The sequence below is a fragment of the Solihabitans fulvus genome (assembly GCF_008386585.1).
In the GTDB taxonomy this organism is placed as follows: domain Bacteria; phylum Actinomycetota; class Actinomycetes; order Mycobacteriales; family Pseudonocardiaceae; genus Solihabitans; species Solihabitans fulvus.
This window is the reverse complement of record NZ_VUOB01000063.1, coordinates 57,183-77,604: the sequence shown is the minus strand read 5'-3', so window position 1 is coordinate 77,604 and position 20,422 is coordinate 57,183. Positions and strand designations below refer to the sequence as shown.

Here is a 20,422-nt window from a genome sequence, read left to right as displayed (position 1 = left end):
GCCCAAGCCACTACGCGCAGCGTATGTCCGACTACCCGCGCGATCACTCAAACGGCGCGCGACGCGCGGTTCGGACAACTCGCGCCCAGGGTCAACGCGCCACATCATGTGCGGATGAGGCGTCGGGTGACCCGGGTGATCGCCGTGCTGATCGCGACAATGGCGGTGGCCGGGATCGGCATCGCGCTCTACTACGACGAACGGTCCAGCCGCTCGCTCGGGTACGAGGTCGGCAACGCCGGCACGCCGGACCGGGTGGAGTTGGCCGCCACCGTGCAGCAGGTGGACGGCGTGTCGGGGCAGCTCCACGTGCATCTGCTCGTGCGGGTGGAGGGACGCCTCCAGGACGGCGACGACCTCACGCCCGCCGAACCGCTGACCGTGGACACGTCCTCGCTGACCCAGGGGCTGCTGCGGTTCCCCGCGCACGAGCGGATGTCGCCGGCCGACCTGACCATGTCGATCACCGACGGCGTCGTGCAGGACTACCCGTTCGACGCCTACCGGACCTCGATCGGCTTCGCGGTCGCCGCATCGGACCGGCCTGTGCCGATCGTGCTCACCGTGGACAACCTGGACGGGCAGTTCCTGCCCAAGGCCGTCAACTCGGGGCAGGCGCGCACCGGGCTGAGCGTGGTGGACCTCCGGATCAGCAGGTCTCGGGGCACGTTGATCTTCGCCTGGTTCATGATGCTGTGCATGTGGGCGCTGGCGCTGGTGGTGGCCGGCGCGGCCTGGATCATCATCGGGCAGCGGCGCGGGCTGCCGTGGCCCGCGCTCGGCTGGATGGCGGCCACGCTGTTCGCGCTCGTCGGCTTCCGCAACGCGGCCCCCGGCTCGCCGCCGTCGGGCTCGCTGCTGGACTACGCGGCGTTCTGGTGGGCCGAGGCGATCATCGCGCTGTCCGTGATCGCCATCGTCACCACCGGGCTCCGGGTGGAACGCGCGCAGGCCGACTGACCTGGATTAGCCCTTTTCCCGTCGGGTCGCGGGTCGAGGCACGGCATCATGGGCCGACACGGGCGAAGCGAAGAGGTGGGCATGAGTCAGAGGCAGGCGACCCTCGCCGAGGTGGCCGCGCACGCCGGAGTCTCGCTGGCCACCGCGTCCCGCGTGCTCAACGGCAGCACGCGTCGGGTCAGCGAGGCGCTGCGGGAGCGCGTGCTGGCCGGCGCCCGCGAGCTCGGCTACCTGCCCAACGCCTCGGCGCAGGCGTTGGCCCGCAACAGCAGCGCGCTGCTCGGCCTCGTCGTGCACGACATCGCCGACCCGTACTTCTCCAGCATCGCCGCCGGGGTGACCAGGATCGCCGAGGACGCCGGCCTCGTCGTCGTGCTCGGCACCACCGGCCGCTCCACCGACCGCGAGGTGGAGCTGGTGTCCACGCTCCGCGCGCACCGGGCCCGCGCGATCGTGCTGGCCGGCAGCCGCAGCACCGACCGCGCCGCCACCGAGCGGCTGCGCGAGGAGATCGCCGCGTTCACCCAGCAGGGTGGGCGCGTGGCGTGTGTCTCACAGGCGCGGTTGCCCACCGACACCGTGGTGCCGGCCAACCGGTCCGGCGCCCGCGCGCTGGCTTCGGCGCTCGCGCGGCTCGGGCACCGCAGGTTCGCGGTGCTCGGCGGGCCGCCGGACCTGGTCACCGCTCGCGACCGGGTGGCGGGCTTCCGCGCTGGCCTCGCCGAGGCCGGCGTCGACCTGCCGGCCACCGCCGTGCTGCCCGGCGCGTTCACCAGGGACGGCGGCTACCAGGCCGCGCTCGGCCTTCGGGCCGCCGCCCCGGCCGCGACCTGCGTGTTCGCGGTCAACGACGTGATGGCGCTCGGCGCGATGGCGGCGCTGCGCGGGCTCGGCCTGCGCGTGCCGGACGACATCGCGGTGGCCGGCTTCGACGACATTCCGACCCTGCGCGACCTGGTGCCGTCCCTGAGTACGGTCCGCCTGCCGCTGGAAGAGATGGGCGAGCGGGCCGCGCGCCTGGTGCTCGACGAGAACGCCGCCGAGCCGAGGACCGTGCGGGTGGCGAGCGAGGTCGTGCTCAGGGAGAGCACCGGCCGGCAGGCCGCGCGGACGGCAGGCTGACCGGCGTCACCACGGCCGTCCCGCGACGTTTCACCTGTTGGTGGGGTGCCGTCACGGAGGGAAAGTCCGGTAGGCATGCGGCCGGACCAATTACACTGAGCCCAGTAGTCGTACATCCCCTTTCGAGGAGTGACACCTTCCGTGCACGACGCGCCGTCACCCGGCAGCAGTGCTCCACCCTGCGTCGCCCCGCCTCCGAGCGCCGAAGCAGCCAGCGCAGAGCCCTGTAGTACTGAGCCGGGTACCAGCCCCGGCTGCCATACGAATCCCGTCACCGGCCTCGCAGGAGGTGTCCGATGACGGGGACCATCCTCAGCGTGCTCGGCCTCCTCGCGGTGGTCGGCCTCACCGCCGGCACGGCACTGTTCGTGGCCGCCGAATTCTCCCTCACCACCCTGGAACGCAGCCAGGTCGACAGCCACGCCGAGCAGGTCGGCGACGCCAAGGCGCAGCGCGTCCAGGTGGCGCACCGCACACTGTCGTTCCAGCTGTCCGGCGCCCAGCTCGGCATCACCATCACGACGCTGGTCACTGGCTTCGTCGCCAAGCCCGTCATCGCCGCGTTCATCGAACCTGGGCTGACCTCGATCGGCCTGTCCGGCGAGATCGCCGAGCCGCTCGCGCTGGTGCTGGCGTTGCTGCTGGCCACCGCCGTGTCGATGATCTTCGGCGAGCTGGTGCCGAAGAACCTGGCGATCGCCCGGCCGCTGGCCACGGCCCGCGCGGTCGCCGGGTTCCAGGTGGGCTTCTCCACCGCGTGCCGTTGGCTGATCAACACGCTCAACGGCTCGGCCAACTGGCTGGTGCGCAGGCTGGGCGTCGAGCCCGCCGAGGAGCTGCGCTCGGCGCGGTCCCCGCAGGAGCTCGGCTCGCTGGTGCGGTCCAGCGCCGCGCACGGCACCCTCGACCAGCGCACGGCCGTGCTGCTCGACCGGTCGCTGCGTTTCGGCGACCGCACCGCCGAGGAGCTGATGACGCCTCGGGTGCAGGTCGAGGCGTTGCGCGCGGACGCCACCGTGCTCGACCTGATCGACGCGGCCAGGCACACCGGGTTCTCCCGGTTCCCGGTGCACGACGGCGACCTGGACGAGGTGCGCGGCATGGTGCACGTCAAGCAGGCGTTCGGCGTGCCGATCAACCAGCGCGGCACCACGAAGGTCGGGTCGCTCACGCGCCCGGTGCCGACGGTGCCCGAGACGCTGGAGGGCGACGCGCTGCTCGATCGGCTGCGCGGCTCGGGCCTCCAGACCGCGTTGGTGGTCGACGAGTACGGCGGCACGGCCGGCCTGGTCACGTTGGAGGACCTGATCGAGGAGATCGTCGGCGACGTGCGCGACGAGCACGACCGGCGGGAGGCTCCCCCGGTGCGTCCGCTCGGCAGGGACAGCTGGATGGTGTCCGGGCTGCTGCGCGACGACGAGGTGGCCGAGGCCACCGGGTTCAAGATGCCCGACGGCGACTACGAGACGCTGGCCGGCCTGGTGCTGGCGCGGCTCGGCCGGATCCCGGACGTCGGCGACGAGGTCAGGGTGGACGGCTGGCGGATCACCGTGATGGCGATGGACCGGCACCGGGTCGCCGAGTTGCGGGTGGCCCGCGTGCAGGAGGTTGCGTCGTGAGCGGCGGCTTTGCGATTTTCATTTCCGTCGTGCTGCTCGCGGCCAACGCCTTCTTCGTCGGCGCGGAGTTCGCGCTGATCAGCGCGCGGCACGATCGCCTCGAGTCGATGGTCGAGCGGGGCGTGACCAGGGCGCGGACGGTGATGCGCGCCGGCGAGCAGATCTCGCTGATGCTGGCGGGCGCGCAGCTGGGCATCACGCTGTGCTCGCTCGGCCTCGGCGCGCTTGGCGAGCCCGCCATCGCGCACCTGCTCGAACAGGGGTTGCGGCCGCTCGGCGTGCCGGACGGGGTGGTGCACGCGGTGTCCTTCCCGGTGGCGCTGGTGCTGGTCGCGGTGCTGCACATCGTGCTCGGCGAGATGGTGCCGAAGAACATCGCCATCGCGGGGCCCGAGCGGTCCGCCGTGTGGCTGGTGCCGGCGCACGTGGCGTTCGTCCGGCTGGTGCGCCCGCTGATCTCGCTGTTCAACATGGCCGCGAACGGCGTGCTGCGGCTGATGCGGGTGGAGCCCAAGGACGAGTTGGACACGGCCTACACGCCGGACGAGCTGGCCTCGCTGATCGGCGAGTCGCGGCGCGAGGGACTGCTGGAGGACTCGGAGCACCGCAGGCTGGCGCAGACGCTGTCCTCCGCCGAGCGGACCGTGGCCGACGTGCTGGTGCCGACCGAACGGCTGACCACGGTGCCGGCCGCGCCGACCGTTGGCGACCTGGAGGCGGCGGTCGCGGCGACCGGCTTCTCCCGGTTCCCGGTGCGCGGCGAGGACGGCAGGCTGGCCGGGTACCTGCACGTGAAGGACGTGCTGGACCTTGCGGGCGAGGACCCGCGCACGCCGGTCCCCCGGGCAAGGATCCGGGGCCTGCCGGAGCTGCCCGGCGACGCCAGGCTGGACGAGGCGCTCGCCGCGTTGCGGCGCGCGCACAGCCACGTGGCGCGGGCGGTCGGGCCGGACGGCTCGCTGCTCGGCATGGTCGCGTTGGAGGACCTCGTCGAGGAGTACGTCGGCACCGTCCGCGACGGCACTCACGTGGGTCAACCCTCCTGAGTGGACAGTGGAAACCCGTGTCCCGGCACGGGTTTCCACCCGTCAGGTGGTCGCGTCGTCAGGTGGTCGCGTCGGCCAACTCCGCGCCGGGTCCGACGCGGCGGCCCGCCCGCAGCAGGGTGACCACCAGGGCGAGCGACAGGCCCCCGATCACCGCGGCCAGCACGAAGGCCAGCGGGTAGCCCTCGGACGCGGCGATCGCGCCGCCGAGCGGCCCGGCGGCCATGATGCCGAGATCCCAGAACGAGGTCATCGCGCCGACCGCGGCGCCGGGGCGCAGCGCGCCCGTGCGGTGCAGGGTCAGCGCGACCGTCGCCGGGTACATCAGGGCGACGCCGACCCCGGCGAGCACGGTCGCCGGCAGCGCGAGCGCGGCCGTGTCGGCCACCGCGAGCAGCACCAGGGCGAGGATCTCCAGGACGAGCGAGCAGGCGGCCACCCGCGCGCCGCCGAGCCGGTCGACCAGCGGGCTGCCGAGTAGCCTGGTGAGCAGGAACCCGAAGGCGAACAACGCGAGCCCGACGCTCTCGCCGCCGATGTGGTTGTCGCGCAGGTGCAGCACGAGCAGCGCGGCGATCGTGCCGTAGCCGTAGCTGGACAGGCCGAGGACGACGCCAGGCAGCGACGCGCCGGCCGGCACCAGCCCGCCGCGCGGGCCGGCGGCGACCGGTTCCACCGGCGGTTGTTTCGGCGTGCTGAGCACCAGCAGCGCGGACCCGATCGCGAGCCCGATGACCCCGATCCAGACGGCGGTGAAGCCGCCTGCGGCGTTGAGCGCGGTGGCCAGCACGGGCCCGGCCGCGAGGCCGCCCCACATGGACAGGCCGAACCAGCCCGCGGTCCGGCCGCGGCGCTGCGGGGACGCGCCGCTGAGCACCCACGGCAGCGCGCCGGAGAACAGCGCGGCCTCGCCTGCCCCCATCAGCAGGCGCGCGACCAGCAGCACGGCGTAGTCGGGCGCGAGGAGGTGGCCGAGTCCGCCGAGTGCGCCGAGCACCCCGCCGAGCAGCACGACGGGACGCGCGCGGCCGGTGTCGGCGAGCAGGCCCGCGACGGGCCGCGCGCACGCCGTGGCGAGGAAGGCGATCCCCACGGCGGTGCCGCTGAGCGTCGGGCCGCCGTGGAACCGCTGCACCACGAACTCCGGCAGCACCTGGAGGGTCGCGCCGAGGGCGAGGTAGCCGCACAGCACCGCGCTCCACAGCCGACGAACAGGGATCATCGTGACCATGCAAGAGAAGGTACCGATCGGTATTATCTTGGTCAACGAACGACCACATGCTGAACGGTGGCCTGGTTAGACTTGACCCCCACCGCACCAGCTTGATCCCCACCGCACCAGGGAGGACCAGTTGCCGGTCAAACGCGGTGAGCCGCTCAGCCCGGAGAACACCAGGGCGCGGATCCTCGCCGTCGCCGCGCTGGCCTTCTACGAGCGCGGCGTGCACGCCGTCGGCGTCAACGAGATCGCCGAGCTGGCCGGGTCGTCGAAGCTGACGATCTACCGCTACTTCGAGTCCAAGGACGGCCTGGTCGAGGCCGTGCTGCGACAGCGGAGCGAGCGGATCCACGACTGGCTCGAACGCGGCGTCGAGGCCGTGCCGCCCGGTGCCGACCGCGTGCTCGCGCTGTTCGACCTGCTGGCGGACTGGTACCGGCAGGCGGGCTTCCACGGCTGCGCCATGGTGAACGCCGCGGCCGACACCCGGGGCGACGGCGTGGCCGTCCTCGGCCTGACGCGCGGGCACCTCGCGCGGTACCGCGTCCTGCTGGAGCGGTGCCTGCTGGAGGCCGGCGTCGCGGAGCCGTCGGCGCCCGCCAGGCAGCTACTGATCCTGATCGAGGGCGCCACGGTGGTCAGCTCGATCGACGCGGACGACACCGCGGGCCCCGACGCGCGGCGACTGGCAGAGCTGGTGCTCGCCTCGGTGGTGCCGAGCGCGCACGACCTTCATTGACAGGATGACAATGGGCGTCACATACCATCACCGGGCGTCAGTTGACTGTGACTACGGTTGCTTCATTCTGGAAGCGCCCGAATCTCACACTCCCGACACCACAGTTTTTGACGGTGAACTGCTGAGCTACCACGGAGACGGGCAGCTACAAATATTGACCGAGATCGAGGTCTTGACGGTAGACCTGTCCATTGAAGTGTGGAGCGAACAGCCGCCCCGCCCCGAGGCCGAATGGGAAGAGAGCGAGAGAGTCTTTCTGCCCTGGCCGACGGGTACGGCCAGAGTCAGCCAGCTGTCCTTCGGCTACGCCGAAGAGTGGGAAATCCCCATCGCAGGAAATATCGCTCTCTGGGCGTTCTGTCGGGGACGCAAAGAAGCCGCCCAACGCTATCGCGATGGCGCAGAAACTGAAGAGCTCGCCAATCAGGAGCAATGGTTGATTCGCCTCTGGCCGGAGCATCGGCCACAGTGAATCACGTGCCCCTTTGCTTCAGCGGGCACCCGGCGGCCCGTTGGTATGCTGGGAACGCGGCCAGCAGGGTCGACCAGGACCCGGACGCGAGCGGACCGAGACGATGAACTCCTTGCCAGTGCGGGAAACGGCGGTGCTCGCCGAGGACGAGTGGCAGGCGCGCCGCGCCGCGCACACCGCCCGCGTGCGCCGCTGGACCGACCCGCACCACGAGCGCAAGCAACGCGGCGAGAAGCATCCGGTGCTGGACTTCCTGTTCTCCTACTACTCGCACCGGCCGGCCAGGCTGGAGCGCTGGCACCCCGGCCCCGGCGTCGTGCTGGCGGGCGAGTCCGCGCTGGAGTACCTGCGCTGGCCCGCCTACACCCGCACCGCCGACGGCGTGACCCTGGACACCGCGGCCTTCGCCGAATCGCGCCGCGCCACCGTGGAGTTCGTGCACGCCCTGCTGACCGCGACCGCGACCAGGCAGCCCCGGCTCGGCTGCTTTGGCCTGCACGAGTGGGCCATGGTCTATCGGCAGCGGCCCGATCAGGTCCGCCACAACGCGTGGCCGCTGCGGCTCGGCGGCACCGGCACCGACGCGGTGGTCGAGTCGGCGTCGATCCGGTGCGGCCACTTCGACGCGTTCCGCTTCTTCACACAAGACGCCGCGCCGCGCAACACGCTCCAGCCGACCCGCGCCACGCAGGTGGAGTTCGAGCAGCCTGGCTGCCTGCACGCGGGGATGGACCTGTTCAAGTGGAGCTACAAGCTGGACCCGGCGACCCCGTCCGAGCTGGTCGCCGACTGCTTCGAGCTGGCCGTCCGGATCCGCGAGCTGGACATGCAGGCCAGCCCGTACGACCTGGCCACGCTCGGTTACCGGCCGGTGCGGGTGGAGACGGAACGCGGGCGCGCGGAGTACGTGCGTCGGCAGGCCGCGTTCGCCGAGGAGGGCCGCCCGCTGCGGCAGGCCCTGATCGACCTGAGCGGTGCCCTGCTGGCCGCCTGACCGCGCCAGCAGCCGCCGAATCGCGCCCGCGAGGGCACCCGAGCGGACCGTCTTGCGCAACGCTCTCGTTACCTGTTGTCACTTCACTTGACCCTCAGTCTTCACCTGTTAGCGTGACAACCGCCGGTGACGGGGCTTCGGGGGATGATCCGTCCGACTGCCGGCTGCGGCAGAAAATCACTGACTGTAACCGGGCGCTGGAGGGGACAATGGCCCGACACCGCGCGCTGCGAACCACGGTCCGGCGCGGCGTCGCACGCTGGCCACTCGCGATCGTCGGCCTGGTGGTGCTGGTCCTGATCGGTTGGCTCGGCTGGACCTGGCTCGGCGGCGTCCTCGACCGCCGCGCCGCGGCCCAGGCGGGCGGCTGCGGCCAGGGCGACTCGGTGCTGCGGGTCGCGGTCGCGCCGAGCGCCGCCGACGCCGTCCGCGCCGTCGCGCAGACCTGGACCGCCTCGCATCCCGTCGTCCTGGAGCACTGCATCCGCGTCGACGTGCAGTCGATCGACTCGAAGGTCGTGCTCGACGGCCTCACCCAGGGCTGGGACGACAACAAGCTCGGCCCGCGCCCGCAGGCCTGGCTGCCCGACTCCTCGTTGTGGGCCAACCGCCTCTCCGCGCAGAACCACGGGCTGGTCGGCTCGCCGCCGCAGTCGGTCGCCACCAGCCCGGTGCTGCTGGCCATGCCGCAGTCTGCGGCCCAGGTGCTCCAGTCCTCCAGCGGGTTCCGCTGGAGCGACCTGCCCGACCTGCTGTCCGCGCCGGACGGGTGGACCCGGTTCGGCCGGCCGGACTGGGGCGCGTTCAAGATCGCCATGCCCGACCCGGCGATCAGCCCGCCGACGGCGATGGCGATCCAGTCCGCCCTGGCCGGGGCGAGCCAGCAGGGCATCGGGCCGGTGACCGTCGACATGCTGGGCACCGGGTCGGTCAAGGACCTGCTGACCAAGCTCGTCGCCAGCCGGCCGTCCGGCCTGCCCGACACCACGACGGAGGCACTGGACAAGCTGACCAGGGTCGCCGACGGCAACGGCGACGTGAACGCGGCGGGCTTCAGCGCGGTGCCGACCTTCGAGGTCGACCTCTACCGCCGCAACACCGGCAAGGACAACGGCGCTCCCCCGCTCAAACCGCTCTACGGCGTGCCGGCCGGCGGCCCCAACCCGGTCGCCGACTTCCCGTTCATGGCGTTGGCCGGCAACTGGGTCAACGAGGAGCAGGGCCGTGGGGCGCAGAAGTTCGGCGAGTTCCTGCGCACACCCGACCAGCAGAAGGTGCTCGCCGCGGCCGGTCTGCGGGTCGGGTCGACCGAAGACCATCCCAAGGCGACGCCGGGGCTGCGCTGGTCGGCCACCACGCAGAACCTGGTCGCCGCCGACGCCAACACGACGCAGCAGATCTCCGCGTCCTGGGCCAGCGCGGAGGACGGCGGCCAGGTCGTCACCGTGCTCGCCGACGTGTCGCACTCGATGACCGAGGACGGCGGCGACGGCCGCACCAGGATCGACTGGCTCAGGGCCGCCCTGACCGGCCAGGTGAACCGCGCTGTGTCCGGCTCGATCGGGCTGTGGGAGTTCTCCAGGGACGTCGACGGCGGCAAGGCGTACCGCGAGCTCGTGCCGACCGCGCCGGTCAGCCAGCAGCGCGACGCCTTGACCGCCGGCATCGGCCAGCTCCAGCCGATGACCGCGCCCAAACCCCTGCTGTACACGAGCATCGCCGCCGCGTACGAGGCCGCGACGCAGAACTACCAGGACGGCCGGCACAACCGCGTCGTGGTGCTCACCGACAGCGCGAACGACGGCGGCCTGACCGCGAAGGAACTCACCACCCAGCTCACGGCGCTCGTGCGGACCGACAAACCGGTGCCGATCAGCGTCATCGGCATCGGTCCCGACATCGACCGTCAGGCGCTCTCGGACCTCGCCAGGCTCACCGGCGGGAGTCTGTCCACTGTGGACGACGGCAGGGGCATCGAGCCCGCGCTCGGCCAGCTGCTGTCCATCAGCGGCTGAGCGCGGGCCCCTCGACGTCCCTTTGTCGTATCGCCGACTCAGGGTCGGCCGCGGGTCGAATCAGGGACGACCCGGATACCGGCGGCCGCGCCGCGCCGGCAGGGTGGACCCGTGAACGTGTCAGTGGTCGCACCGGCGGTGCCCCGATGGGTGGCGCGGCGGGTCGCGCCGGTCGCCGCCGTCATCGCGCTGGTCATGGTGCCGTGGTCGGTCGGGCTCGGCTTCACCCTGCCGGCCACCGCGCAGGCGCGGCACTGGAACGTGGCCTGGGTCGGCCTCGACCTGGCGCTGGCGCTTGGCCTCGCCGCGACGGCGTGGTGGGGCTTCCGCCGCGACCGGCGCGCGGCGACTGCCGCGACGGTCACCGGCACGCTGGCGCTGGTGGACGCGTGGTTCGACGTGTGCACCGCCGAGGCGGGCGGCCCGCTGCTGCTCGCCGTCGCGATGGCCGTGCTCGGCGAGCTGCCGCTCGCGGCGGCGTGCCTGTGGCTGGCCAGGACCGTTGCCAGGGCCAGGCCGGCCGCGAGTTAGCGCGGTGTCTGCACCAGCGAGTCAGGCCGCAGTGCCGACGGACCCGTCGTCGAGGGCGGTGTTGTCGATCACCTCGTGCAGGATCTCGCGGGACGCGCGCAGCTCGTCGATCGCCCTGTCGATGCGGGACAGCTCGTCGGTCAGGTTCGCGCGCAGGCCCGCGCAGGGGATCAGCCGGTCGCCGTCGTCGCGCACGCACGGCAGCACCTGCGCGATCGTCGCGGTGTTCAGGCCGGCCGCGAGCAGCGTGCGGATCCGGTGCACCACACCGATGTCCGCCTCGCGGTACACGCGGTAGCCGCTGGACAGGCGTTCCGGTTCGAGCAGGCCCTGCTGCTCGTAGTAGCGCAACAAGCGCTCGTTCACCCCGGTGCGGTGAGACAGCTCTCCAATGCGCACGCCGGCCTCCCCTGGGCTTGACTCTGACACCGATGTCAGACTTTACCGTCGCCGGCATGACAACATCGACAACGGCTCCGCTGACCGGCAGGACCGCGATCGTCACGGCCTCCTCGCGGGGCATCGGCGCGGCGATCGCCCGCCGCCTCGGCGCGGACGGCGCCAACGTGATCGTGAACTACCAGCGCAACGCCGACGCGGCCGCCGAGGTGGTCGCCGCGATCGAGGCGACCGGCGGCAAGGGTGTCGCGGTGCGCGCCGACCTCTCGGTCGCCGCCGACATCGCCCTGCTGTTCGACACCGCGCGCGACACCTTCGGCGGCCTGGACATCCTGGTGAACAACGCGGGCCTCAACCTGCACAAGGCAGTCGTGGACATCGAGGACGAGGAGTTCGAGCGGGTGCTCGCGGTCAACGTCCGAGGCACGTTCCTCGCGCTGCGGCACGCGGCGCGGCAGCTGCGCGACGGCGGCCGGATCGTGAACATCTCCACCGGCTACACCAGGGTGAGCTTCCCCGGCGAGGGCGTCTACACGGCGACCAAGGCCGCCGTCGAGCACCTCGGCGTTGCGCTGTCCAAGGAACTCGGCCCGCGCGGGATCACCGTCAACTCGGTGCTGCCCGGCCTGACCGACACCGACGAGACGGCCGCGATCCGGGACCAGTTCGACACGTTCGCCGCGATGACGCCGCTGCGCCGGGTCGGCCGGCCCGAGGACATCGCCGACGTGGTGGCGTTCCTGGCAGGCGACGACGCCCGCTGGGTGACCGGGCAGTCCATCGCCGCGGCCGGCGGCCTCGCCTGACGCGGCGACGGCGCCCCGGACGTCAGGAGTCGGGGGCGCCGTAGAGCTCGGCCATGGCGACGATGGTGCGCTCCAGGTCGGCGCGGAGCTCGGGCGGCTCGAGCACCTCGGCGTCCTCGGCCAGCTTGAGCAGGTCGACCCTGGCGTGGTTGATCGACTCGGTTGGCAGCACGACCCGCACCCAGCCGTCCTCGTCGGGCTCGCCCGCGGTCGCGAGCGCGGCCCTGGCGATGGGCTGCGCGACGAGGTGCGGCAGGCGGGCCAGGCCGCGCGGCGAGATCCGCACCACCATCTCGCCCTGGTACACGCTCGCCTCGAAGCGCTCGGCCCAGGAGCGCCAGTACTCGTCGAGGTCGAAGTCCGGCGGCCGGTCGAAGTTCTCGTCGGTGATCCGCGCGTCGAGGACCTTGGCCACCCGGTAGGTGCGGATCTTCTCCTCCGCGCTCGCGACCAGGTACCACTTGCCGGCCTTGAGCACGATGCCGAGCGGGTCGACCAGCCTGGTGACCTCTCTCGGCTGGCCCCAGCGCTGGTAGTGCAGCTCGATGCGGCGCTGGTTCCACACGGCGTCGGCGATCTCGGTCAGCCACGGCACGCGGTCGGCCTCGTGGAACCAGCCTGCCGCGTCGAGGTGGAAGCGCTCGCGGATCCGGCCCGCGCGGGACCGCAGCTCGGGCGGCAGGGCGGCGAGAAGCTTCAGCTCGGCCGCCGCGAGCACCGCGCCGAGCCCCAGTTCGGCGGCGGGCCCCGGCATGCCGGCGAAGAACAGCGACTCCGCCTCGCCGCCGGTCAGGCCGGTCAGCTTGGTCCGGTAGCCGTCCAGCAGCTGGAAGCCGCCGCTGGCGCCCCGGTCCGCATACACCGGGACGCCAGCGGCGCTCAGCGACTCGACGTCCCGGTAGACCGTGCGGACCGAGACCTCCAGCTCCTCCGCGAGCTGCTGCCCGGTCATCCGGCCGCGGGTCTGGAGCAGCAACAGCAGGGACAGCAGCCGGCTCGCGCGCATGCCGGCAGTCTTCCCCACCTGACAGTCGATGGCAGGTATCGCCGGTCTCGTCAGGCGCCGGCCAGCGCGTCGACGGCGTTGCGGGCGGCCGCGGCGAAGTCGGCCACGGGTACGGTAGGAGTTGACATCAGTGTCAGATTCAAGTCGCGAATCGGCTCCCGGGGTGTGGCATGCGGATCGGTGAACTGGCCCAGCGGACCGGGGTGAGCGAGCGGTCGCTGCGCTACTACGAGCAGCAGGGGCTGCTGGTGTCCGGCCGCACCCTCGGCGGCCACCGCGACTATCCGGGCAGCGCGGTCGACCGGGTCATCCTCATCCAGGAGCTGTTCGCGGCGGGGCTGCACAGCAAGAAGATCGCGCGGCTGCTGCCCTGCATGCGGGACAGCGACGGCGGCCCCGCCGAGATCGCGACGCCGAGGCTGGTCGCCGAGCTGACCGAGGAGCGGGAGCGCATCAACCGCACGATCGCCGACCTGATCCGGTCCCGCGAGGTCCTGGACGAGGTGATCGAGGCGGCGGCCGGCCGGTTCGAGGCGACCGCGAGCGCGAGCGCGACGGGAGCCTGACCGAGAACCCGTTGAGCGGCAACGACTCCAGGAGCGAGGTCACCGATGAGCAACGCGGACGTGTACGACGCGGCTCGGCAACGGATCACCGAGCTGGCCAGGAACGCCGACCTGAACACCGCCGTCGGCGCGTGTCCCGGCTGGACGGTCGGCGACGTGGTCGCCCACCTCGCCGGCGGGCTCGCCGACTTCACCGAACGACGGTTCGACGGCGTCGACACTGGCGAGTGGGGTGAACGGCAGGTGCGGGAGCGCCGGGGCCGGTCGCTCGACGACTCGCTCACCGAGTGGGCACTCAACCGGCAGGCCGCCGACGGGCTGTTCGACTCGCCGATGGGCCCGATCCTGGTCACCGAGATCGTGTCGCACGAACAGGACATCAGGACGGCGCTCGGCCGGCCGGGCGAGCGGGACAACGTGGCCGTGCGGTCGGCGCTGACCCGGCCGTTGCAGGAGGTCGACAAGCGGATGCGGTCCGACGGGCTGCCGGCGCTGCGCGTCGAACTGGAGCACGGCACGCGGGTGCTCGGCGAGGGCGAGCCTGCCGGCACGCTGCGGGTGTCCTCGTTCGAACTGCTCAGGACGATCGCCGGCAGGCGCAGCCTTGACCAGATGCGCACGCTGGCCTGGGACGGCGACCCCGAGCCGTGGCTCGGGGTCTTCTCGCTGTTCGGCGAGCGTCGGCAGGCGCTGGTCGAGTAGGCGCCGGTCCGCCCGACTTCCTATGGCCTGCCGGCGTTCGGGGCCGGGCCCGAGGGTCCTGCGGCGAGATGCGCGAGGAAGGCGGTCAGCCACGCCGTGCCGGCGAGCAGGGCGAGGCGTTCGAACAGGCCGCTCGGCGCGTCCGGCCAGGCGCCCGAGTAGTCGAGGCCGGCCAGGATGCCGCACAGCAGGAAGCTGGCGGGCACGGTAACTCCGGTGACGGCCGACCACCTGGCCCATCGCGCGCCGGCCTGCCCGGATGCGGCCAAGCGGCGGCCCGCCCACGCGGCGACGGTCAGCCCGCCGAAGATCGTCGCCCCGGCGAGTTGGTGGAGCCCTCCGGTGAGGGTGTGCGCGGGCGGCTGGCCGGTCGGCCAGCCGAGGCCGGGGTCGATGGGACAGACGGCGGCGAGGACCAGCGCGCCGCCGTAGGCGCCGATGGCGCGCGGCAGCCACCGCGCCCGCCCGGCCGGCAGCAGCCTGGCGACGCCGACCGCCGCGAGCACCGCGCCTGCTCCGGCCACCGCGAGCGCGGCGATGTTGACCCAGCCCCACGGCCCGAGGCTGAGGTGGCTGACCCACTGCCGCCACGGCTGGAATCCCCGGCGGGTCGCGTCCTCGACCAGGAACACCACCGCGAACAACACCTGGCCGGCCGCGCCAGCCCTGACCAACGTCCTTGCCGTGCTCGTGCGGACCGCCGTCCCGGTCACGACGTGATCCCGCGCGAGGATCCGGTCGGCTCCGCGGCCCAGGTGGACAGGCGCACGCTCAAGGTGGGCGCGTCGGCCGGGGCGGAGCCGGGGGCGACGGTGAACCCGATCGCCTCCTTCAGCCAGTGGTACTCGGTGTTGTGGAACACGGCGAACCGCCACTGGCCGTCCCGCCGGACCGCGATCATGGACTGCACCTTGGCGTTGCGCCTGGTCATGCGCTGCCTCCCGCGCAGCACCGTGCCGACGCCGTGCGCGATGGCGACGTCCTCGGCGAGCAGGCGGACCTGGGTGATCCGGCCCTCCAGCCGGGTGCCCCGGAAGATCTTCCGCCACAGCGCGCGGTGTGACTCGACGATGGCCGCGCGGCCCGTGTAGTGGGTGCCGATGGCGTTGACGTAGTCGGCGTCCTCGGTGAACAACGCGCCGTAGGCGTCGGCGTCCGCGCTGGCCCAGGCGTCGCCGAGCCGGTCGGACAGGGTGCGGACGGCGAGCTCCGCGTCCTGTTGGGCGGTGTTGGTCATGTCGATCGACTCCCCTGGAGTATTCTGCTGATCGGATCAACTACAGCGTGAAGCAATAGTTGCGTGATGCAGATACTGCATGGGTGAGATTGAGGTGTCAAGGCCGTGGCCGAGCAACGTGAGCAACTTCTGTCGGACATCGCCGCGGGCGCGCGGCAGAGCACCACCGACGGCGTGGTGCTGCACCAGGCCATCGCCGACCGGCTCGGCCTGCATGTCACGGATCTGCGCTGCCTCAACACGCTGCGCCCCGGAGACGCCGTCACCGCGGGCGAGCTGGCCGAGCGGACCGGGCTCACCACGGGCGCCGTCACCCGCATGATCGACCGCCTGCTCAAGGCGGGCTACGTCCGGCGGGAGCACGACCAGGCCGACCGCCGACGCGTGATCATCAGCCTCGTCCCGGAACGCGCCGCCCAGATCGCCCCGCACTACCAGGGCGTCGCCGCCGCCTGGACGCGGCTCATGGGCGACTACACCGACGAGCAGCTCGGGCTCATCCGCGACCTGTTCGGCCGCATGCACCAGATGTCCGTCCAGCTCATCGCCGAGCTGGACGCCGAGAACCGACCCGACCCCAACTCCTGAACGCGGGGGCACGGTCGCGCGGTACCATCGGACCGGTCACGCACCTAGGGGCGGCGCGTGACCGGTCCGGGGCGACCGCGTCGATGGGGCGGGACGGGTCGGGCCGCCTCAGCTCGCCGGGTGCCAGCCGAGGATGCCGGTGTAGGCGGACTCCAGGCCGGCGTTGGCGATGATGCTCGCCGGGATCTGGCTCGGGCCGGTGATCACGTGGTTGCCCTTGATGGTGACGGCCTTCTGGTTGTAGTCGGCCGGCCCGGTCTCCCAGTAGTTGCCCTCAAGGTCGAGCGGGTCGTAGTTGCCGTTGTTCGCGGTGTAGTCGACGTGCTTGCTGCCCCAGTCGTTGGCCGCGTTGCTGTACTCGGCGTTGCCGCGCAGGGTGATGTTCCCCGCGCCGTTGTCCGTGTAGAGCGCGTGGCCCTTGTTGCTCTTCTGGTCGTGCACCACGTTGCCGACGAGGTGTTCGCCGGTGGCCAGGCTGCCGCCGGTGTTTCCGTTGGTGTAGATGGCTCCGCCGTCGCCGAGCATCGACATGTGGTTGAAGATCAGGTTGTTGGCGAGCGTGTTGTTGTTGGAGTAGTTGGGTTCCGCCGGCTTCTTAATCTTGTCGGGCCAGCCGCCCCAGCCGATCGAGATGCCCGTGTAGGCGGTGTGGTCGATCTGGTTGTGCGCGATGGTGGTCTGCTCCGCGTAGCCGACGTCGATGGCAACGCCGCCGTGGAACTCGACCGGCAGCGAGTACAGGTGGTTGTCCAGGATCTGGTTGCCGCTGGTGTGGTCGCCTGCCGCGGTTGGCATGGTGACGTCGACGCCGCCGAGTTCCAGGCCGTTGCCCGAGATGTCGGTGAACACGCAGCCCTTGACCAGGTCGCCCTGCGAGCCGTCACCGAGGTCGAGGCCGGCCCCGCCGAGCCGGGCGAAGCCGTCGCCGGTGAACGCGATTCCCTTGTCGTGGTTGAAGGACACGTTGCCAGGCGACTTGGTCCAGTTGCCGTACGGGCAGGTGCCGCCCGCCTTGAACTGGCACAGCCCCTGCGTGGCGTAGCCGGTGGTGCCGGTGATCCGGTAGGTGGCCTGGATCTCCGAGAAACCCTCTGGGCCGCTCGGCGACAGCCAGGTCGCGTCGGAGAACTGGAGCCCGTTGAACGAGATGTCGTGGATCGGCGCGCTCGCCGTGCCCTGGCCGGAGACCAGCGTCTCCAGTGCGGGCGCGACGACCTTGGCGGTGGCCAGGTCCTCGCCGGCGCGCGGGATGTAGTAGACGGTGCTCTTGGCCGAGTCGAGGTACCACTCCCCCGGCTGGTCGAGCAGTTCGTAGGCGTTCTCCACGGCCGTTGGCGACTCGGTGATCGACGCCCTGCCGACCAGTTCGTAGGTGCGGCCCGAGCCGTCGGTGCGCAGCACCCGCCTGGTCGAGTTGTTCCAGCACGGCTGCGCCATCGTGATGGTGTTGCCGGAGATCGAGCCGACCGGACAACGGGGTTCGGTCCACGCGCCGAGGCCGCCGGTGTAGACGAACTCGATGTCGCCGGGGTTGCGCCAGCCCGCCATCGTCGCGGCGGAGGCGGTGTAGCCGGTGGACGTCTGGGTCACGGTCACCGGCAGCGCACCCGTCGCCCTGGTCGCCCGCGCACCGTTGACGTAGAGCTGCCTGGTGCGCAGGCCGGCCGGCGCCGGCGCGGCCCAGATGTGTTTGCCGGCATCGGTCTGGTGCCAGCCGGTGAGGCCGACGCCGCCGCTGACCACCGGGTGCGCGCCGGCCGCGGCCGTCCACACCACGCGGTGGCCGTTCGCGCCGGAGTCCCGCGCGTCGAGCGAAAGCGGTTGGGACAGCTGGTAAGTGCCGTCGGCCAGCGAGACGGTGACGTCCCCGGCGGGACTCTGGTTGAGGCCGCGCGCGAGATCGCGCGCCTTCTGGAGGGTCTGCACCGGCTGGTCCGGCGCGGCGCCGGAGTTGCTGTCGCTGCCGGTCGGCGAGACGTACACGGTCAGGCCGGCCGCTCCGGCCGCGACCGCCGTCGCGCTCGCCCCCGCCGCCAGGACTCCGGCGGCGAGGACGAGCACCAACCTCCGTGACGACCGGGTTCCGCTTGCGCCTCTACACCACATCGCTGTGCCTTTCCGGGATGAGGTCCGTGGTGCGCTCGGGCGGCGGCGTGACGAGCACCGTACGACTGTGTCGCCATGCGGGTCGGCCGTCAAGAATTCCTCGGATCGATTTGTCGAGCGAAAGCGACAAACAGCGCCGATGGTGAGGAAGTTACTCCGGAGATCGGATGACAACGGTTCAGCAGGCGGGCAGCAGCGCCCAGAGATCGCCGCCGGACGGGGCCGGCACGTGCCCGATCGCGGCCTTGGCCTTGGCGTCCCCCGCCTCGTCGGCGGCCGCGTGCAGCTGCGGCAGCGCGATCGTCTGGTCGAAGGTCCCGATTTCCTGGTGCGGCCACGAACTCTTGCCGTGCTCGGCGGCGGCGATCGTGTAGTCGACGGCCTTTGGCAGGCTGCCGCCGCCGGATGCGGTGTAGGACCACAGGTTCACGCCGACGTGCCGGCCGATCTCGGCGAGGCGACACAGCGCCTGCGCGTTGAAGTTGCTGTAGTGCCAGGACCTCGTGCGCGCCAGCTCCAGCGGCTGGCTGCCGTCGGCCTTGACCTGCTTGGCGATCCGGCTGGCCTCGGCGCCCTTCACCACGGCCGCCGCGTCGGCGGTCCCGCCGAGGTAGAGGGTGATCGCCGCCGCCTGCACGTCGTACCAGCTGCCGTGGTTGTTGGCGGCCTGCGCCTCCTGCTTGCCCTGCTGGCTGGTGCGCAGCCAGTCCAGCAGCCGGCCGAGCCAGGTCCTGATGCCCTGTTGGTCGGCGGCCGACCAGCCGGGCGCGCCGGAGTCGAGCAGGGCGAAGGCGTCGACGACCGGTTCGAACACCTCGGAGAAATCGATGATGCCGGTGCCGCGCACGGCGGTGCTGCACGGAATGACCTGGGCGTAGGTCAGGTTCGGGTTCATTCTCGTTGCCTGGTCGAGGAACCACGCGCGCACGTCGAGTTCGGCGCGCTGCGCGTACCTGACGTCACCGGTGTAGTACCAGGCCAGCGCGAGCCGGGGAATCGCGTCGAAGGCGCTGCCGCGCTCGGCGTGGTCGCTGATCTGGTCGGCCTCGGGGTTTCGCTGGCCGTCCTTCTGCACGTACGGGCAGCCGTGCGGATTGCTCGCGGTCGGCGGCTTGCTCGCCCACCAGTAGGGCGCCTGGCTGAGGTAGTCGTGCTTGTCGCCGCTCGGCGGCGTCTGCTTCTTGTCCAGCACCGACCACGGCCCCGAGGTGAGGTCGGCGTCGGCCGAGGACACCAGCTTGGCGAGGTCGGCCCGCAGCGTCGGATCGGTGCCGACCCGCTGCTTGTTGCTGGCCAGCCGCGCGCCGTCGAGCAGCACGGTCGCCGGCGCGGACGCGGCAGACCGGTCCGTCGCGGTGTGTCCCCAGGCGAGCTGCTGGCCGGCGATCCCGGCCAGCACCAGCGCCACCGTCGCCGCGCCGACCGCGACCATTCGCCTCGACCGCCGTCGAGTCTCGGGGTGGGCCTGGTCCGTCTCTCGCATCGCACGCTCCATTTCCGGTACGTCGTACCGGTCGGTGGGGCGGCGACTCACCCTCGCGCGGATCCGGCCGCGCGGCAAGGCCTCGCGACTGAACCCATGCTGAAGATCACCGCGCGCCAGGGTCCGGCGCGGCGTGCCGCCGCTCGCCGGGCCGTCGCCGCAATCCCCTGCGCCGCAACGCTCACAGCGGTTCGGTGAGGTAGCCCTGGACGGTCGCGCCGAGCCTGGCGACGATCGTGGCCCGGTCGAGCGCGGCCACCACTGGCAGGTCGAGGACGAACCTGGTGGTGGCGAGGCCGAGGATCTGGGTGACCACCAGCCCCATCCTGGTCGGCACCTCCTCGGGGCGCGGGCAGGCGGCGGCGAGCGTCGGCGCGACCTGGGTGGCCAGGATGCGTTGCAGCTCGGCCCTGACGGCCTCGTTGGTGGTGGCGGCGCGCAGCAGGATGACCAGCGACTCGCCGGTGGCGTTCTCCCACAGGTCGAGGAAGTGCCCGACGAGCCGCGCGCCGATCTCAGCGCGGGGCACCGAGGTGAGGTCGGGCAGCCGCAGGTCGATCTCGGCCGCGGCCGCGAACAGGCCCTCCTTGCTGCCGTAGTAGCGCATCACCATGGACGGGTCGATGCCCGCGTCGGCCGCGATGGCCCGGATGGTGGCGCGGTCATAGCCGTCGGCGGCGAACCGCTCGCGGGCGGCCTGGAGGATCGCCGCGCGGGTCCGGTCGGAGCGGCGGGCCACGGTCGAGTCAGTCATGCCAACAACTGTAGGCCAACACCTGTTGACACGACAGTCGGCGCGCCCTAACGTCATT

Annotated in this window: 21 protein-coding genes; 13 read left to right on the top strand and 8 right to left on the bottom strand. The window is 71.9% G+C overall.

Going from position 1 to position 20,422, the window contains the following annotated elements:
* Positions 1 to 114: 114 nt before the first annotated feature.
* The 4 genes from F0L68_RS31225 (at position 115) to F0L68_RS31210 (ending at position 4,747) form a co-directional block, all read left to right on the top strand.
* Entirely contained in the window at positions 115 to 960 is an 846-nt protein-coding gene (locus F0L68_RS31225) for a DUF4436 family protein (protein ID WP_188316927.1), read from the top strand.
* Positions 961 to 1,041: 81 nt separating this feature from the next.
* Positions 1,042 to 2,082, top strand: a complete 1,041-nt coding sequence (locus F0L68_RS31220; protein ID WP_149853448.1) for a LacI family DNA-binding transcriptional regulator — start codon at positions 1,042 to 1,044, stop codon at positions 2,080 to 2,082.
* Between the two features lie 296 nt (positions 2,083 to 2,378).
* On the top strand, positions 2,379 to 3,701 hold the full coding sequence (locus F0L68_RS31215; RefSeq protein WP_149853447.1) for a hemolysin family protein: 1,323 nt from the start codon (positions 2,379 to 2,381) through the stop codon (positions 3,699 to 3,701).
* Positions 3,698 to 4,747: a hemolysin family protein gene (locus F0L68_RS31210; protein WP_149853446.1), complete on the top strand. Its 1,050-nt coding sequence runs from the start codon at positions 3,698 to 3,700 to the stop codon at positions 4,745 to 4,747. The genes F0L68_RS31215 and F0L68_RS31210 overlap by 4 nt, the downstream gene beginning before the upstream one ends.
* Before the next feature lie 58 nt (positions 4,748 to 4,805).
* On the opposite strand, the gene F0L68_RS31205 is transcribed toward F0L68_RS31210, so the two are convergent.
* Positions 4,806 to 5,978: an MFS transporter gene (locus F0L68_RS31205; RefSeq protein ID WP_149853445.1), complete on the bottom strand. Its 1,173-nt coding sequence runs from the start codon at positions 5,976 to 5,978 to the stop codon at positions 4,806 to 4,808.
* 121 nt (positions 5,979 to 6,099) lie between these two features.
* Between F0L68_RS31205 and F0L68_RS31200 the strand changes: the two genes are divergently transcribed.
* The 5 genes from F0L68_RS31200 to F0L68_RS31180 all read left to right on the top strand — a co-directional run bounded on the left by F0L68_RS31200 (position 6,100) and on the right by F0L68_RS31180 (position 10,717).
* On the top strand, positions 6,100 to 6,705 hold the full coding sequence (locus F0L68_RS31200; RefSeq protein ID WP_149853444.1) for a TetR/AcrR family transcriptional regulator: 606 nt from the start codon (positions 6,100 to 6,102) through the stop codon (positions 6,703 to 6,705).
* 10 nt (positions 6,706 to 6,715) lie between these two features.
* Positions 6,716 to 7,177, top strand: coding sequence for a hypothetical protein (locus F0L68_RS31195; RefSeq protein ID WP_149853443.1), 462 nt, complete (start codon positions 6,716 to 6,718; stop codon positions 7,175 to 7,177).
* 103 nt (positions 7,178 to 7,280) lie between these two features.
* The gene (locus F0L68_RS31190) at positions 7,281 to 8,171 is read left to right on the top strand and encodes a 3-methyladenine DNA glycosylase (RefSeq protein ID WP_149853442.1); all 891 of its coding nucleotides are present in this window, start codon (positions 7,281 to 7,283) and stop codon (positions 8,169 to 8,171) included.
* Positions 8,172 to 8,380: 209 nt separating this feature from the next.
* Positions 8,381 to 10,186: a substrate-binding and VWA domain-containing protein gene (locus tag F0L68_RS31185; protein WP_149853441.1), complete on the top strand. Its 1,806-nt coding sequence runs from the start codon at positions 8,381 to 8,383 to the stop codon at positions 10,184 to 10,186.
* Positions 10,187 to 10,297: 111 nt separating this feature from the next.
* Positions 10,298 to 10,717 carry a hypothetical protein gene (locus tag F0L68_RS31180; protein ID WP_149853440.1) on the top strand — a complete coding sequence of 140 codons (420 nt, stop codon included), beginning with the start codon at positions 10,298 to 10,300 and terminating at the stop codon, positions 10,715 to 10,717.
* 21 nt (positions 10,718 to 10,738) lie between these two features.
* Here F0L68_RS31180 and F0L68_RS31175 read toward each other — a convergent pair whose 3' ends face one another.
* Positions 10,739 to 11,116 carry a MerR family transcriptional regulator gene (locus tag F0L68_RS31175; protein WP_149853439.1) on the bottom strand — a complete coding sequence of 126 codons (378 nt, stop codon included), beginning with the start codon at positions 11,114 to 11,116 and terminating at the stop codon, positions 10,739 to 10,741.
* A 56-nt stretch (positions 11,117 to 11,172) separates the two neighbouring features.
* On the opposite strand from F0L68_RS31175, the gene F0L68_RS31170 reads away from it, so the two are divergent.
* Complete coding sequence (locus F0L68_RS31170) at positions 11,173 to 11,922, top strand: SDR family oxidoreductase (RefSeq protein ID WP_223199287.1); 750 nt, start codon at positions 11,173 to 11,175, stop codon at positions 11,920 to 11,922.
* A 22-nt stretch (positions 11,923 to 11,944) separates the two neighbouring features.
* On the opposite strand, the gene F0L68_RS31165 is transcribed toward F0L68_RS31170, so the two are convergent.
* Positions 11,945 to 12,928, bottom strand: coding sequence for a helix-turn-helix transcriptional regulator (locus F0L68_RS31165; protein ID WP_149853437.1), 984 nt, complete (start codon positions 12,926 to 12,928; stop codon positions 11,945 to 11,947).
* Positions 12,929 to 13,098: 170 nt separating this feature from the next.
* Between F0L68_RS31165 and F0L68_RS31160 the strand changes: the two genes are divergently transcribed.
* Both F0L68_RS31160 and F0L68_RS31155 read left to right on the top strand, forming a co-directional pair.
* Entirely contained in the window at positions 13,099 to 13,494 is a 396-nt protein-coding gene (locus F0L68_RS31160) for a MerR family transcriptional regulator (RefSeq protein ID WP_149853436.1), read from the top strand.
* A 45-nt stretch (positions 13,495 to 13,539) separates the two neighbouring features.
* A complete protein-coding gene (locus tag F0L68_RS31155) occupies positions 13,540 to 14,196 on the top strand; it encodes a maleylpyruvate isomerase family mycothiol-dependent enzyme (RefSeq protein ID WP_149853435.1) in 657 nt (218 codons plus the stop codon).
* 20 nt (positions 14,197 to 14,216) lie between these two features.
* On the opposite strand, the gene F0L68_RS31150 is transcribed toward F0L68_RS31155, so the two are convergent.
* A complete protein-coding gene (locus F0L68_RS31150) occupies positions 14,217 to 14,909 on the bottom strand; it encodes a DUF998 domain-containing protein (RefSeq protein WP_188316926.1) in 693 nt (230 codons plus the stop codon).
* On the bottom strand, positions 14,906 to 15,433 hold the full coding sequence (locus F0L68_RS31145; RefSeq protein ID WP_149853433.1) for an SgcJ/EcaC family oxidoreductase: 528 nt from the start codon (positions 15,431 to 15,433) through the stop codon (positions 14,906 to 14,908). The genes F0L68_RS31150 and F0L68_RS31145 overlap by 4 nt, the downstream gene beginning before the upstream one ends.
* A 105-nt stretch (positions 15,434 to 15,538) precedes the next feature.
* On the opposite strand from F0L68_RS31145, the gene F0L68_RS31140 reads away from it, so the two are divergent.
* Positions 15,539 to 16,021 carry a MarR family winged helix-turn-helix transcriptional regulator gene (locus F0L68_RS31140; RefSeq protein ID WP_149853432.1) on the top strand — a complete coding sequence of 161 codons (483 nt, stop codon included), beginning with the start codon at positions 15,539 to 15,541 and terminating at the stop codon, positions 16,019 to 16,021.
* 108 nt (positions 16,022 to 16,129) lie between these two features.
* Here the strand turns inward: F0L68_RS31140 and F0L68_RS31135 are convergent, their stop codons facing one another.
* The 3 genes from F0L68_RS31135 to F0L68_RS31125 all read right to left on the bottom strand — a co-directional run bounded on the left by F0L68_RS31135 (position 16,130) and on the right by F0L68_RS31125 (position 20,364).
* Positions 16,130 to 18,082 carry a right-handed parallel beta-helix repeat-containing protein gene (locus tag F0L68_RS31135; protein WP_223199286.1) on the bottom strand — a complete coding sequence of 651 codons (1,953 nt, stop codon included), beginning with the start codon at positions 18,080 to 18,082 and terminating at the stop codon, positions 16,130 to 16,132.
* Positions 18,083 to 18,305: 223 nt separating this feature from the next.
* Positions 18,306 to 19,610, bottom strand: coding sequence for an alginate lyase family protein (locus tag F0L68_RS31130; protein ID WP_223199285.1), 1,305 nt, complete (start codon positions 19,608 to 19,610; stop codon positions 18,306 to 18,308).
* A gap of 181 nt (positions 19,611 to 19,791) precedes the next feature.
* Positions 19,792 to 20,364: a TetR/AcrR family transcriptional regulator gene (locus tag F0L68_RS31125; protein ID WP_149853430.1), complete on the bottom strand. Its 573-nt coding sequence runs from the start codon at positions 20,362 to 20,364 to the stop codon at positions 19,792 to 19,794.
* Positions 20,365 to 20,422: the final 58 nt, after the last annotated feature.

Bases quoted from the DNA above. Each gene is read 5' to 3' on its own strand.
- F0L68_RS31225 (WP_188316927.1), top strand. From the start codon at position 115: ATGAGGCGTCGGGTGACCCGGGTGATCGCCGTGCTGATCGCGACAATG.
- F0L68_RS31220 (WP_149853448.1), top strand. From the start codon at position 1,042: ATGAGTCAGAGGCAGGCGACCCTCGCCGAGGTGGCCGCGCACGCCGGA.
- F0L68_RS31215 (WP_149853447.1), top strand. From the start codon at position 2,379: ATGACGGGGACCATCCTCAGCGTGCTCGGCCTCCTCGCGGTGGTCGGC.
- F0L68_RS31205 (WP_149853445.1), bottom strand. From the start codon at position 5,978: ATGGTCACGATGATCCCTGTTCGTCGGCTGTGGAGCGCGGTGCTGTGC.
- F0L68_RS31195 (WP_149853443.1), top strand. From the start codon at position 6,716: ATGGGCGTCACATACCATCACCGGGCGTCAGTTGACTGTGACTACGGT.
- F0L68_RS31190 (WP_149853442.1), top strand. From the start codon at position 7,281: ATGAACTCCTTGCCAGTGCGGGAAACGGCGGTGCTCGCCGAGGACGAG.
- F0L68_RS31185 (WP_149853441.1), top strand. From the start codon at position 8,381: ATGGCCCGACACCGCGCGCTGCGAACCACGGTCCGGCGCGGCGTCGCA.
- F0L68_RS31170 (WP_223199287.1), top strand. From the start codon at position 11,173: ATGACAACATCGACAACGGCTCCGCTGACCGGCAGGACCGCGATCGTC.
- F0L68_RS31165 (WP_149853437.1), bottom strand. From the start codon at position 12,928: ATGCGCGCGAGCCGGCTGCTGTCCCTGCTGTTGCTGCTCCAGACCCGC.
- F0L68_RS31160 (WP_149853436.1), top strand. From the start codon at position 13,099: ATGCGGATCGGTGAACTGGCCCAGCGGACCGGGGTGAGCGAGCGGTCG.
- F0L68_RS31155 (WP_149853435.1), top strand. From the start codon at position 13,540: ATGAGCAACGCGGACGTGTACGACGCGGCTCGGCAACGGATCACCGAG.
- F0L68_RS31145 (WP_149853433.1), bottom strand. From the start codon at position 15,433: ATGACCAACACCGCCCAACAGGACGCGGAGCTCGCCGTCCGCACCCTG.
- F0L68_RS31130 (WP_223199285.1), bottom strand. From the start codon at position 19,610: ATGCGAGAGACGGACCAGGCCCACCCCGAGACTCGACGGCGGTCGAGG.
- F0L68_RS31125 (WP_149853430.1), bottom strand. From the start codon at position 20,364: ATGACTGACTCGACCGTGGCCCGCCGCTCCGACCGGACCCGCGCGGCG.